This is a genomic window from Aeromonas sp. Marseille-Q7275 (assembly GCF_965119515.1).
Genome location: NZ_CBCPLW010000015.1, coordinates 83,140 through 96,262 on the forward strand (window position 1 = coordinate 83,140; position 13,123 = coordinate 96,262).

A 13,123-nucleotide genomic window follows, 5' to 3' on the forward strand; every position below is an offset into this window, starting at 1 on the left:
CCTCACTTGTCCTTGTTTGGTTCGACTGGGTTCAGAAGGGACTGCACCTCTGCAGCCTGAATGACATCACCGGTCTTGTTGTCCCAGGCATTGCGCTCGTATGTCACGACGGCGGCGAGCTCCTGCGCCGTCAGCTGCTTGCCGAAGGGCTGCATCGCAGTCCCGCTCTTGCCATGCAGGACTATGTCCAGGTGCTGTGCCCTGTGTTCTGGCAGCGTCGCCACCTTGCTGCCCTTGAGGGCCGGGAAGATGCCGGGCAAACCCGTACCCGCGGGCTGATGGCAGGCGGCGCAATGTCCCAGGAACACCTTCTCACCCAGCTCCATGGCCTGCGGCAGTGTCATGGTCTGGCTGGCCAGGTCTTGCTGCTGGGCCTTGGCTGCCGCCTGATCTGCCGCTGTCTTTGCGATCCAGCCATCGAACTCCCCGGCTGGCTTGGCCACCACCACTATGGGCATGAAGCCGTGGTCTTTGCCGCACAGCTCGGCACACTGCCCCCGGTAGGTGCCAGCCTTGTCGATGCGGGTCCAAGATTCGTTGATGTAACCGGGATTGGCATCTTTCTTCACCGCGAAGGCGGGCACCCACCAGGAATGAATTACATCGTCCGAGGTCATCAGGAATCGGATCTTCTTGCCGACGGGCAACACCAGAGGCTGATCCACTTCCAGCAAATAGGTGCCGCTCTTGGGTTCGTCGCCCGAGATCTGCTTCTTGCTGGTCGCCAGCAAGGAGTAAAACTCCACCGGATGCTCGAGATATTTGTAATGCCATTTCCATTGCGAGCCCGTGATGAGCACGGTGAGATCGGCTTTGGAGGTATCCTCCATCTTCAGCAGAGTCGAGGTCGCCGGTGCCGCCATCGCGATCAGGATCAGCACCGGGATGGCCGTCCATAGCAGCTCGATGCGGGTGCTCTCGTGGAATTGGGCGGCCTTGGCGCCGCGAGACTTTCTGTGGTGGACGATGGACCAGAGCATGGCCCCGAAGACGATAAGGCCAATGGCACAGCAGATATAGAAGATCGTCATATGCAGGTCATGCACCTGCTGGCTGATGGCGGTCGCCCCGCGTGTCATGTTGAATGTGATGTCGTTGGCGGAAACACTGTTGCTGGCGAGCCACACCATCCATGCGCCATGGTTGATTGCATTTTTTCCCACATTGCACTCCCTGTGCACGTTAGAAAAGATGGCAAACATTGACAGCTAAAATGCTAACCATCTGAAAATAATGCATTTATTAAACGTTCAGTCACACTCAAGTATTAGTCCATATTCTGAAAAAACCAAAGTGGTGCCGGCCGACGAGGGACTCATCAGAGCAGTTGGCATCCTATCCGGGGTAAACGAGGAGGGGGGCGGTGGCAACCATTGCCCCATGACATAGCCCTGAACGGTGCAATCACAGGACATATCCGGTAGCGAGCAGCGTGGGCCGCGCGACAAAAGAGAAGGGGCCACACTGGCCCCTTGTTCTTATATGGCGAGCGCAGGTGTCATCTCGCACCGCCGCGGCCATGTCGTCCGTCGTCAGGTCATGGGCGCCTGTTTGTCCAACAGCCGGGCCAGCAGGCTGCGCAGCCGCTTGATCACTGCAGGCTTGCCGGCAACCCCCAACGTCTTTGCCAGCTCGGCCCAGGGCACATACTGCCAGATGGGGGCGATCAGCAGCCGACGCTCGTCGGGAAACAGTTCATCCAGCACAGTCAACTGACTGGCCAGCCAGCGTTGCAGGCTGGCTTGGCACAGCTCGAACGGCTTGTGATGATGGGCAAAGCAGTCGAGCTCCTGATACTCGAATTCATCCAGTTCGGGCGCCTCTGCGGCCACGTCGCCTCTCAGACATAGCCAGACCAGTTCGGGCTCCAGCCCCTTGAGCTCTCCTGCCAGCAGGGTGGGCAACTGGCTCACGAAGCGCCGTCGCCATTGAGCCAGTTCTGGATTGAGCTCCACTTTCAGCGGTTTGAGCAACAAGGCCGCATGGCTGCCGCTGGCTGCATCCCGCTGCAGGCCGATGCGCAATACCGTCAAGCCCCCCTTGAGCCAGAATGGCAGCAGATCGGGACTCGCGGAAAAGGCTGACCCCAGATAGTCGTATCCCTGCGCGCGGTAGTGTGTTTCCAGCTGCGCCAGCAGCAAAGAACCCAGCCCCAGGCGATGCAGGGCGGGATGAATGGCGATGCGCATCACCCTGGCATAGGTGCGCTCCCCAGCCCTGATGAAGCCGGCGTGTGCCAGCAGCGACTGGGGCAGCAGATGACCACGGGGGCGTCTTCGCCCAGCCCAGATGTCATGAGCCAGCGCTGGCGCTATGTTTCCTTCCCGGGCCACCAGGGCAACACCGAGCAGCTCCCTCTCCTGCTCCAGCAGGTGGATGTCGAGGTCCGGGCTCTCCAGCAAATACCGCAGATCGCTGGGACTGGTCTGATAATGGGCCAGGACGAGCAGGCCGAACACCCGATTGAGCAGCGCCTCATCCCCGGCCAGCGCCTCCTGCGCCAGCCGTCGCCAGCTCGGTGTCTTCGGGGGTTGAGGTGCCACTGTGTCGGCATTGAGGCCGAGCAGCCGGAAGATCAGCGGCTCCAGCGGATCATGCCGGCTCCAGCGGATGGGTTCCGCCAGATGCAGCTCCTGCCAATCCGGGGTCTGCCTATCGAGCACCCGTTTGAAACGCAGATGAAAGCCACGCCCCGTCCCCTCATAGCCGTGCTCGGTGGTGGCGAACACTATGCGGCTGTGATGAGCCAGGATGGCCTCCAGCAGCGGAGTCGGAATGGCGGCGGCCTCATCCACCAGCAGCAGATCCGCTTGCACATCCCCTTGAGCGACTCGGTCTGGCGACACATAGGTCAGGCCCGCCAGCCGCTCAGGGGTGTCTGCCAGCGCCGCCGAGGCATGGGCAAAGAGCGTGGCGACAGTCGCCTGGGCGGGTGCCGTCACCACTATCTGCAGGCCGGGATCCTGACGCAGCAGATCGGCGCTGGCCAGCCCCAGCAGCGCACTCTTGCCGCGGCCACGATCCGCGCTCAGCACCAGCGGACGACGGCGATGACCATGCAACACCTTGTAAATGGCCGGCAGCGCACGGGCTTGATCGGTACTGAGTGGCCGACTTGCGTCAAGAGGACGCCAGGGCTCGCCGCCGGGGGGAGGACTCAAGGAGAGGGCGGGATCCCCTGTCAACAGCCGCACCAGGCGGGCGATAAAACCATGACCCGCCAGCCTGGCATCCTCAGGCTGGGCGACCAGTCGCAACCTGTCCGGATCCGGGTAGGCTGGCCACTCATCTCTGGGAGGCGTCAGCAACAGCAGCAGACCACCGGCACGCAGCGTACCCGCCAGGGCGCCGAAGGCATCGGGATGAAAACCGCTGAAGGCGTTGAACACCAGGGTATCGCACTCCTGACCGAGCCGTTGTAGCGCCTTGGCAGCGGGCAGTGGCTTATGGTGCTCGGGGCCATCTCCCAGCCAGAAGACAGCCTCCCCCAGCAAGGGTTCGGCGCGGGTGATGCAATCGGCTTCGAGCCCTTCCAGCCAGATCAGGCGACGCTCACCGGCGTGAGCGAGAGCCTGGCGCAACAGATCCACCTCAGCAGGGATCATGAGGCTGAACTGTCGTCCGGCTTCACCCGCGGCTCAAACATGCGCTCCCCCATCTGATCGATGAAGGTATGGGCTTTTTGCACCATGAAGCGCTCGGCGTCGGCTGGGTTGGCGAACAGATCGGAGCGGATGAAGCGATGAGTCTGTAATTGCCCGTCGATCTCCCTGGTGATGCGACCGGCCAGCCTGTACTGCCCCCCTTCCGCCATGGGTTCGGGATAGATGAGATAGCCGGCGTATTCGGTGGGCGTGACATCGACTATCTGGGCAGCTTGCCCCTTGAACAGGGCACTGAATAGTTTCTTGAGCATCTTGGTCTCCTCTCTGATGGTTGCATTCTCCTCAAGGGGGGAATCACTGGCAAGCAGGGGATCTTATTACCATTCGTTCTTTGCATTACGAACCATTCTCATTTAGATTTCATCTCATTCCAGCATGAGGTCCATTAATATGTACGTGTGTTTGTGCCGCGGCATCACAGATAACCAGATCCGCAAGGCGGTACAGGCAGGCAAAACCGAGTTCAGACAGCTGAAACAGTCGCTGGAAGTCGGTGCCCAATGTGGCAAGTGCGTGCGCATGGCGATGGAGATCATCGCCACCGAGATCGACAAGCTGGAGTCGGAGCAGGCGCCCCTTTATTACGAAGTGGCCTGAAGCGCCTCTTCCCGACCTCCTCACTTCATCGAGCGGATGCTCTCCCTTGCAGGGGAGCCGATTCGCCATCTTCTTATGGTCATTTTTCTCGACTACGCTCTAGTGATCGGTGCCCTAGGCTCGAACACGAGGAGTAATGTCGATGAAAGGAGATCCCAAAATCATTGCCCACCTCAACAAGGTGCTGGCCAATGAGCTGGTTGCCATCAACCAATATTTCCTGCACGCCCGCATCTACGATGACTGGGGCCTCAAGGGGCTCGGGCACAAGGAATATCATGAGTCCATCGATGAGATGAAGCATGCCGACGAGCTGGTCAAGCGAGTGCTGTTTCTGGAAGGACTGCCCAACTTGCAGGATCTGGGCAAGCTGCGCATCGGTGAGACAGTCGAAGAGATGTTGCGCTGCGATCTGTCACTGGAAATGGATGCCATCCCCGACCTGAAAGTGGCCATCACCTATGCCGAGTCCGTCCATGATTACGTCAGCCGTGACCTGTTCCAGGAGATCCTGGAAGACGAGGAGGAGCACGTCGACTGGCTGGAAACCCAGCTGGACCTCATCGCTCGCATCGGCCTGGAAAATTATCAGCAATCCCAGCTTCATACCGCATCATCCTGAGTGCGGATGTCATCAAGATCTGCCCCCAACCCGCCAAGGCGGGTTTTTTCTGGGCCGCCAGCGTCAAGCCCAGGCATGAATCTGAAACATACGGGCATTACTGTCTGCCAGGCAGGAGCCAACCGGGTGGTTTCCCCAAGTCAGCCACCCCCTTTTACGGCACGGGGCGCACCGCCGGGCTCGGCACACGAGGCTCTGCCCCAAGCCGGATTGAACCATTGCAGTGATCACAGTTACGATGCAGGGCAGAGCAGCACACGCCGCTTTCGATTAGGATACGGCCCTATTCCCATCACTTTGCTACGGATGATTTCCATGGAACTGATTGCACGTGAGATGGCGCCCCACAAGCGGGTAGCCCTGGTGGCTCACGACAACATGAAGACCCCATTGCTGAACTGGGTGCTGCGCCGCAAGGAGGAGCTCAAGCTCCACCACCTCTATGCGACCGGCACCACAGGCACCCTGCTCGGCAAGAAGGCGCAGCTGCCCATCACCTGCCTCTTCTCCGGCCCCATGGGGGGCGATCAGCAGCTCGGCGCCCTGATCGCCGAAGGGAAGATCGACGTGATGATCTTCTTCTGGGATCCCCTCAATCCCGCGGCGCACGATCCGGATGTCAAGGCACTGCTGCGCCTCGCGGCGGTCTGGAACATCCCGGTCGCCACCAACGAAGCGACGGCGGACTTCATCATGGACAGCCCGCACATGCAGCAGGCATTCAGCGTACAGGTACCCGACTACGCCGGTTATCTCAAGGCAAGAACCGAGTAGCCTCAGCCAGATAGCAAAGAGCCGGACAGTGTCCGGCTCTTTCGTTAGAAGGATGGTGGCGGCTCAGCGCTGGAAGCTCTTCTGGGCAAACTTGGGTCTGGCATTCATGATCTGCTCCACCTGCTCGTCGCTCATCTTGCCGCGTGACAGCCCCAGCACCTTGTAGGTCAGCAGCGGCCGTGCCGGCAGCGCAATCATCAGGGCGCGGATCTGGTTTTCGTCCTCTTTCTCTCGCACCGGCTTGCCATAGGCATAGGTCAGCACCCCAGCATCCATCAGGTTTTTGACGGCAGGCTCGGTGATCGGCAGGTTTATGACGCTTTTCCGTTGCAGCACGAACTCCCGCAGCACCGCCTTCTCGTTGAAGTCGAGGAAACCTATCATCTGGGCCAGTTGATCCTGTTGACGACGGGATTGCCACTCGTCACAGGCCCACTCCCAGGCGATCAGGAAACCCTGGCTGCAGAAGTAGGAGATGGCGATCAGCATGCCAACCCCCAGCCAGGCGGCGTGAGCCGTGGCCCACTGACTGACGGCGCCTTTCATCAGCCCGGCCGGGAACAGCAATATGATGCTGCAGCAGAGCAGCAGCCAGACCATCAGCCAGTTGAGGCGATTCAGCTGATAAAAATGTTGGATCCACCGTTTCATCGTTCACCCTTCCCAAGTCAATGTGGACAGTAGTCAACTCATAGCAATCCCTGTGCCAAGGCGAGGATCCTGTGGGCGGGATGCGGATCCTGGCGAGCAGACTGATGGGAATGGTCGCTGGCCAGGTTACATCCCCTTACAACTTGCCGGGGGGATGAGCCGCCATTTTCCTTGTGGGGTGACCCGTCTCTTGGTAAAAACCCCGCACTGTCATTGGGGAGTAGCAACCCGCCCGTGATCCGGGCCGGGCTCATGTCAACATTCTTGGATCTGCCGATCCATGGCATGGGCGGCGATAGCATCTATCGCTCTGCAAGACCTTTGGCCTCGATACGCAAGCCAGCCGGGCGAGCCGTATCGGGTCCATCGGTTGTTCTGCTCGCCTGGCGGTTGCCTATTATGTTGATCACCCTGCTGTTATTTCTGCTCTCTGCCGTCACCATCTACCTGGCCTGCGAATATTTCGTCAACGGTATCGAATGGACCGGCCATCACTTCAAGTTCTCCCAGAGTGCCACCGGCTCCCTGCTGGCGGCCCTCGGCACTGCCTTGCCCGAATGCATAGTCACCCTGAGCGCGCTGCTGATGGGGAATGCCCCCGCCCAGCAACAGATAGGGATAGGCGCCGCCCTCGGTGGCCCCCTGGTGCTCTCCACCATAGGCTATGCCGCCGTCGGCCTGACCCTGCTGCTGTGTATGAGCCGCGAGCACAGGGTCATCAATGACGAGGTGCAGCGCGAGATAGGTCGGGATCAGGCCTGGTTTGTCGGCATCTTCCTGGTGGCGGTGGCCCTCGGCATGGTGGCCTTCACCGGCAAAACCTGGCTGGCACCGTTGTTCGTGCTGGTTTATCTGGTCTATGTGCGACGCGAGCTGAAACAGACCGACAGCCACGAGACCGAGTTACCCTCCCCCCTCAAGCTGGATCCCAAGGCCGGCACCCCGGCCCTTCGCAAGGTGCTGCTGCAGACCCTGGGAGCCCTGGTGGTGGTGGCGCTGGCGGCGCAGCTGTTCGTTCATCAGCTGGAGAGCATGGGTGAGCTGTTCGGCCTCTCTCCCGTGCTGGCGGCCCTGCTGCTGAGCCCGGTGGCGACCGAGATGCCGGAGCTGATGAACGTGCTGATCTGGGTGCGGCAGGGCAAGAACCGGCTGGCGCTGGCCAACATCTCCGGTGCCATGATGATCCAGGGCACCATACCCAAGGCATTCTGCCTGCTGTTCACCCCCTGGTTGCTCGACAGCACCATGATGGTCTCCTCCCTGGTGACTCTGCTGGCGGTGGTACTGCTGTGGTGGGGCTTCAGCCGTGGGCGGATGACGGCGGGCAGGCTGGCCTGCGTGGGGCTGGTATATCTGGGTTTCTGCGGCTGGCTGATGGTGAGCTGAAGGCACCTGGCATCTGAACATGGCGCCATCAGCAAGGGCAGGATCGGATCCTGCCCTTTTTCATGGATTTAGGTTAGCGGGTTGAGCCCCGGGATCAGAACTGCTGGAACCAGCGCTGGATCTGGGCCGGATCCTTGCTCTGGGTCAGGGAGAGCATCAGCAGGATGCGCGCCTTCTGCGGGTTCAGGGTGCCGGCGGCCACGAAGCCGTACTTGGCGTCATCGATCTCGGCATCCAGGGTGGTGGCGCCGGTCGGCACGCGAGCGGATCGCACCACGCGGATGCCATCCTTGCTCGCCTTGGCCAGGGTGTCGAACAGTGTGTGGTAGAGGTTGCCGTTGCCCACGCCAGCGCTGACGATACCGTCAAACTTGGCATCCACCATGGCCTTGGCCGGCAGCTCGGTGGCGTTGGCATAGTTGTAGACGATGCCCACTTGCGGCAGCTTGTCGAGCTTGCTCACGTCGAACGGCGTCTTGCTGGTGTGCAGGCGGGCCGGGCTGCGCTGGTAGTCGATCTTGCCGTTGTGAATGTAACCCAGCGGGCCGAAGTTCGGGGCGGCAAAGGTCTGCACCCCTGTGGTATTGGTCTTGGTGACGTCGCGGGCATCCAGCACGGTATCGTTCATGGCGACCATGACGCCACGGCCCTTGGAGCTGGGGTCGGAGGCGGTAACCACGGCGTTGTAGAGGTTGAGCGGGCCATCGGCACTCATGGCGGTGGAGGGGCGCATGGCGCCGACCAGCACCACGGGCTTGTCGCTCTTGACGGTCAGGTTGAGGAAGTAGGCGGTCTCTTCCATGGTGTCGGTGCCGTGGGTGATGACGATGCCGTCCACGTCATCCTTGGCCAGCAGCTCGTTGACCCGCTTGGCCAGCTTGAGCCACACCTCGTCGTTCATGTCCTGGGAGCCGATCTTGACCACCTGCTCCCCCTGCACGTCGGCCAGGTTCTTCATCTCGGGCACGGCGGCGATCAGGGTCTCGATAGCCACCTTGCCCGCTTCATAGTTGGACTGGGTGGCGGACTGTCCCGCACCGGCTATGGTGCCACCGGTCGCCAGGATATGAACCTGCGGCAGGGCCATGGCCAGGGGGGAGAGGGTCATGCCGAGGACGACGGCGAGCAGGGTCTTGCGGATAGGGTGAGTCATGCTGCAATCCTTTTGGGTTAGTTGACAGCAGCATTTTCATCCAACTCAGCTCGTTTTTAAGTGATCACTCTCAACAATAAAAACAAGTAAACAGAATATTGGTCTGATTTTTACCCATATAGGGATAAATCACTCCGCACTGAATCCCCTGGCTTCGATCAGCGCGATCAACTCGTCCCTGCTCAGCTCGCTCTCGATGACGGCCTTGCGGCTGCCAAAATCGACCCGAGCCTGGCTGACGGCACTTTGGGCCAGCAGCGCCTTCTGCAGGCTGGCGGCACAGCCACCGCAGGACATGCCGGAAATGGTGAGTTCTATGGTCATGGGATATCTCCTCTGTTGATGTGCCGTCAGCCTAAAGCTGACGCTCGCGGCAAGGTCAAGCCCTGGTAACGCGGCCCGTCTTGGCTAACACCTCACCCCATCTATTCCAGGTAGTTCATCAGGGCAGCCCCCAGTCAGACGGCTGGTGACCAGCGAGCCGGGGACGTGGCGAGGAGGGATGATATTAACCGCCAATTTGCACCCCATGACTGGGACCATCACATCCCGATAACGCCTTACCCCATCAGTCCCAAATAGTTCATCAGCGCCGCCCCCAGGCTGGTGGTGACGAGCGAACCCAGGGTAGTGGTGGCGATGATGTTCGCCGCCAGGGCGCTGTCCCCCCCCATGGCGCGGGTCATCACATAGCTGGCGGCGGCGGTGGGGGTGGAGCTGATGAGGAAGAGGATGCCGAGGGCCTGGGGAGTGAAGCCGAGCGCCCAGGCCCCCAGCACCAGCAGCACGGGAATGCAGAACAGGCGGTTGGCGGTGGCCCAGCCGGTCAGCATGGCGCCGCCGCGCAGGGCCTTGAGGTTGAGGCTGGCGCCGGTACAGAGCAGCGCCAGCGGCAGTGTCATGCTGGCGAAGTAGTTGCCGGTGGCGATCACCAGCTGGGGAAGTTCTATGCCGAGCAGTCCGAACGGCAGGGCCGCCAGTATGGCGATGATGAGGGGGTTTCTGACGATCCCCTTGAGGATGGGCTTGATCCCTTTTCCGCCCCCCAGGCTGCGGGTCAGGGTGATCACGGCGAGGATGTTGTAGAGCACTGTGATGGAGCCCACCAGCAGGGCGGCGGCACCTATGCCCTCGGGGCCATAGGCGTTCTGCACATAGGCCAGCCCCATGATCCCCATGTTGCCGCGAAAGCTGCCCTGCACGAAGATGCCCCGCAGTTTCTGCTCGCTGATGAAGCGGGCCGCCAGCAGCTCCAGCACCAGAAAACCGGCCAGGGTGCCGAGCAGGCCGTAGAGGATGAGCCAGGGGCTCGGCATGGTGGAAAAATCGGTGCGCACCATGCTGAGAAACAAGAGGGCTGGCAGGGTGACCTGAAACACCAGACGGGAGGCGGACTCGACGAAGCTGTCGGGCAAGAGACCCAGCCGCTTGAGCCAGATGCCGAGTACCAGCACCAGACAGATGGGGCCAGTGATGGAGAGGGAGAAGTGCAGACTTGCCAGCAGATCCATGATGCGCGTCCTGTGCAATGGCGGAGGCTCCGCCTGGGCAAAAGGGCATTCTAACGCCATGGGCTTGTATTCACAGGACTTAATCACAACAATGTCTGCATCCCGGTTGCCGCCCTCCCCTGTCACGGATCCCACATGGAAAAGAAACTGACCATCCTCGATATCGCTCGCCTCAGCGGGGTCGGTAAGTCGACCGTCTCCCGGGTGCTCAATCAGGATCCCAGGGTCAACGCCCAGACCAGGGCCAGGGTCGAGGCGGTGATCGCCGAGCACGGCTTCGTGCCGAGCAAGTCGGCGCGGGCCATGCGCAATCAGAGCCAGCAGGTGGTCGGCATAGTGGTGTCGCGCCTCGACTCCAGCTCGGAGAACCAGGCGGTGCGCGGCATGCTGGAGACCCTCTACCAGCGTGGCTACGACGCCGTGCTGATGGAGAGCAAGTTCTCCCCCGCCAAGGTGAGCGAGCACCTGGCCGTGCTGGAGCGGCGCGGGGTGGACGGCATCATACTGTTTGCCTTCAACGATCTGGACTACGCCGCCATGGCGCCGCTCAGGGAGAAACTGGTGCTGATGGCCCGCGAGCGTCCCGGCTTCTCGTCGGTCTGCTTCGACGATGACGGCGCGGTACGAGCCGTGCTCGCACACCTCGGGGAGCGCGGCCTGACAGAGGTCGCCTATCTCGGGGTCGAACGCAGCGACCTCACCACGGGGCTGCGCCGCCATCAGGCCTACCTCGACTACTGCCGGGAGCAGGGACTCACTCCCCGCAGCGCCCTCGGGGATCTCGGCCTGCAAAGCGGCTACCGACTGGCGGCCGAGCTGGTCACCCCCAGCACCCAGGCCATGGTCTGCGCCAGCGACACCCTGGCCATAGGCGCCGCCAAGTACCTGCAGGAACAGGGGCGCACCGACATCCTGGTGAGCGGCCTTGGCAGCAATCCCATGCTCACCTTCCTGTTTGCCAACACCCTCAGCCTGGATTTCGGCTACAAGGATGCGGGCATTCTGGCCGCCAGACAGCTGCTCGATCAGATTGAAGAGGGGCAGGCCCCCAGAGCCACCATAGCCCCCTGTCAGCCCCTGTAGTCTATCTTTTCCTCTCATTACCGGCGTTTTGCACTTTTTGTGACCACCGCCACGAATTGGGAACGTTCCCATTGCTGATGTCTGCCACTGGCTTCATGCTGATTGGGAACGATACCAATAAGCGGGCGGTCATTGGCCAGCCGGCAAAGAAACGACCATTATTCATGGAGTCACAGAGGGAAGGCTCATGTCAAAAGTCAACACACAGCATCTGGCACAGCTGATCGAACGGATCGGCGGCAAGGACAACATCACCACCGTCAGCCACTGCCTGACCCGGCTCAGGTTCGTGCTGGCCGATCCGGCCAAGGCCGATCCCAAGGCCATCGAGACCATCCCCTCGGTGAAGGGGAGCTTCACCCAGGGCGGCCAGTTCCAGGTGGTGATCGGCAACGAGGTGGATCAGTGGTACAAGGCGCTCACCGAGGAGATCGGGGTGAGCGGCGCCAGCAAGGATGCCGCCAAACAGGCGGCCCGCCACAACATGAATCCGCTGGAGCGCGGCATCTCCCACCTGGCGGAGATCTTCGTGCCCCTGCTGCCCGCCATCATCACCGGCGGCCTGATCCTGGGCTTTCGCAACGTCATCGGCGACATCAAGATGTTCGACGACGGGACCCATACCCTCACCGAGATCAGCCAGTTCTGGGCCCAGGTCCACGCCTTCCTCTGGCTGCTGGGTGAGGCCATCTTCCACTTCCTGCCGGTGGGTGTCTGCTGGTCTGCGGTGAAGAAGATGGGGGGATCCGAGATCCTCGGCATTGTGCTGGGCATCACCCTGGTCTCGCCGCAACTGATGAACGCCTACGGCATCGGCCAGCAGACCCCGGAAGTGTGGGACTTCGGCCTCTTCGTCATCCAGAAGGTGGGCTATCAGGCCCAGGTCATTCCGGCCCTGCTGGCGGGTGTCTTCCTCGCCTGGGTGGAAACCAGCCTCAAGCGCATCATTCCGGCCTATCTCTACCTGGTGATAGTGCCCTTCATCTCCCTGCTGCTGGCGGTGATAGTGGCCCACGCCTTCATCGGCCCCTTCGGTCGCTGGATTGGCGAGGGCGTCGGCTTCGCCGCCAAGGCCGCCATGACGGGGTCGTTTGCTCCCATAGGCGCCGCCCTGTTCGGCTTCCTCTATGCGCCCCTGGTCATCACCGGCATCCACCACACCACCAACGCGGTGGATCTGCAGCTGATGCAGAGCATGGGGGGCACCCCCATCTGGCCGCTGATCGCCCTCTCCAACATCGCCCAGGCCTCGGCGGTCGTCGGTATCATCCTTATCAGCCGCAAGGAGAACGAGCGGGAGATCTCGGTCCCGGCCGCCATCTCCGCCTACCTCGGGGTGACCGAGCCGGCCATGTACGGCATCAACCTCAAGTACAAGTTCCCCATGCTGTGCGCCATGGTGGGCTCCAGCCTCGCGGCCCTCATCTGCGGCTTCAGCGGCGTGATGGCCAACGGCATCGGCGTGGGTGGCCTGCCGGGCATCCTCTCCATCCAGCCGCAATACTGGGGCATCTACGCCGTCGCCATGCTGGTGGCCATAGTGGTGCCAGTGGTGCTGACCCTGCTGGTCTACAAGCGCCAGCAGGCAGCCGGCAAGCTGGATCTGGCCACGGCCTGATCCACACAACATCGGCGGAGCCCAGGCTCCGCCCTTTTTCGTTGCCCTGTTCCAACCAGTTTC

At 61.5% G+C, this 13,123-nt stretch carries 13 protein-coding genes and 1 riboswitch; of the genes, 6 read left to right on the plus strand and 7 right to left on the minus strand.

Translation table 11 applies throughout. The annotated features are described in order from the left end of the window. Positions 1-2: 2 nt before the first annotated feature. From coxB to ACWPWQ_RS14880, 3 genes are all read right to left on the minus strand, one after another. Positions 3-1,163, minus strand: coding sequence for a cytochrome c oxidase subunit II (coxB, locus tag ACWPWQ_RS14870; RefSeq protein WP_454010132.1), 1,161 nt, complete (start codon positions 1,161-1,163; stop codon positions 3-5). A gap of 369 nt (positions 1,164-1,532) precedes the next feature. Further along, entirely contained in the window at positions 1,533-3,605 is a 2,073-nt protein-coding gene (locus ACWPWQ_RS14875) for a tRNA(Met) cytidine acetyltransferase TmcA (protein ID WP_454010133.1), read from the minus strand. After that, positions 3,602-3,916, minus strand: coding sequence for an HlyU family transcriptional regulator (locus ACWPWQ_RS14880; RefSeq protein WP_202047302.1), 315 nt, complete (start codon positions 3,914-3,916; stop codon positions 3,602-3,604). The genes ACWPWQ_RS14875 and ACWPWQ_RS14880 overlap by 4 nt, the downstream gene beginning before the upstream one ends. Positions 3,917-4,055: 139 nt before the next feature. On the opposite strand from ACWPWQ_RS14880, the gene ACWPWQ_RS14885 reads away from it, so the two are divergent. The 3 genes from ACWPWQ_RS14885 to ACWPWQ_RS14895 all read left to right on the plus strand — a co-directional run bounded on the left by ACWPWQ_RS14885 (position 4,056) and on the right by ACWPWQ_RS14895 (position 5,658). Then, positions 4,056-4,262, plus strand: a complete 207-nt coding sequence (locus ACWPWQ_RS14885) for a bacterioferritin-associated ferredoxin (protein WP_139433903.1) — start codon at positions 4,056-4,058, stop codon at positions 4,260-4,262. A 142-nt stretch (positions 4,263-4,404) separates the two neighbouring features. Beyond that, positions 4,405-4,884, plus strand: coding sequence for a bacterioferritin (gene bfr, locus ACWPWQ_RS14890; RefSeq protein ID WP_139433902.1), 480 nt, complete (start codon positions 4,405-4,407; stop codon positions 4,882-4,884). Positions 4,885-5,199: 315 nt separating this feature from the next. Further along, complete coding sequence (locus ACWPWQ_RS14895; RefSeq protein ID WP_162519091.1) at positions 5,200-5,658, plus strand: methylglyoxal synthase; 459 nt, start codon at positions 5,200-5,202, stop codon at positions 5,656-5,658. Between the two features lie 63 nt (positions 5,659-5,721). On the opposite strand, the gene ACWPWQ_RS14900 is transcribed toward ACWPWQ_RS14895, so the two are convergent. Continuing rightward, complete coding sequence (locus ACWPWQ_RS14900) at positions 5,722-6,309, minus strand: superinfection exclusion B family protein (RefSeq protein WP_025328396.1); 588 nt, start codon at positions 6,307-6,309, stop codon at positions 5,722-5,724. Positions 6,310-6,512: 203 nt separating this feature from the next. Beyond that, positions 6,513-6,620, plus strand: a riboswitch (yybP-ykoY riboswitch). A gap of 88 nt (positions 6,621-6,708) precedes the next feature. On the opposite strand from ACWPWQ_RS14900, the gene ACWPWQ_RS14905 reads away from it, so the two are divergent. Beyond that, complete coding sequence (locus ACWPWQ_RS14905; protein ID WP_454010134.1) at positions 6,709-7,695, plus strand: sodium:calcium antiporter; 987 nt, start codon at positions 6,709-6,711, stop codon at positions 7,693-7,695. A 94-nt stretch (positions 7,696-7,789) separates the two neighbouring features. On the opposite strand, the gene ansB is transcribed toward ACWPWQ_RS14905, so the two are convergent. From ansB to ACWPWQ_RS14920, 3 genes are all read right to left on the minus strand, one after another. Continuing rightward, the gene (gene ansB / locus ACWPWQ_RS14910; protein ID WP_454010135.1) at positions 7,790-8,848 is read right to left on the minus strand and encodes an L-asparaginase 2; all 1,059 of its coding nucleotides are present in this window, start codon (positions 8,846-8,848) and stop codon (positions 7,790-7,792) included. Between the two features lie 129 nt (positions 8,849-8,977). Next, complete coding sequence (locus tag ACWPWQ_RS14915; protein ID WP_454010136.1) at positions 8,978-9,172, minus strand: heavy-metal-associated domain-containing protein; 195 nt, start codon at positions 9,170-9,172, stop codon at positions 8,978-8,980. A gap of 236 nt (positions 9,173-9,408) precedes the next feature. Continuing rightward, the gene (locus tag ACWPWQ_RS14920; protein WP_454010137.1) at positions 9,409-10,359 is read right to left on the minus strand and encodes an AEC family transporter; all 951 of its coding nucleotides are present in this window, start codon (positions 10,357-10,359) and stop codon (positions 9,409-9,411) included. A gap of 135 nt (positions 10,360-10,494) precedes the next feature. On the opposite strand from ACWPWQ_RS14920, the gene treR reads away from it, so the two are divergent. Together treR and treB are read left to right on the plus strand one after the other, a co-directional pair. Then, entirely contained in the window at positions 10,495-11,442 is a 948-nt protein-coding gene (treR, locus tag ACWPWQ_RS14925; RefSeq protein WP_454010138.1) for a trehalose operon repressor TreR, read from the plus strand. Between the two features lie 187 nt (positions 11,443-11,629). Then, the gene (treB, locus tag ACWPWQ_RS14930; RefSeq protein ID WP_139433887.1) at positions 11,630-13,060 is read left to right on the plus strand and encodes a PTS trehalose transporter subunit IIBC; all 1,431 of its coding nucleotides are present in this window, start codon (positions 11,630-11,632) and stop codon (positions 13,058-13,060) included. Positions 13,061-13,123 lie beyond the last annotated feature (63 nt).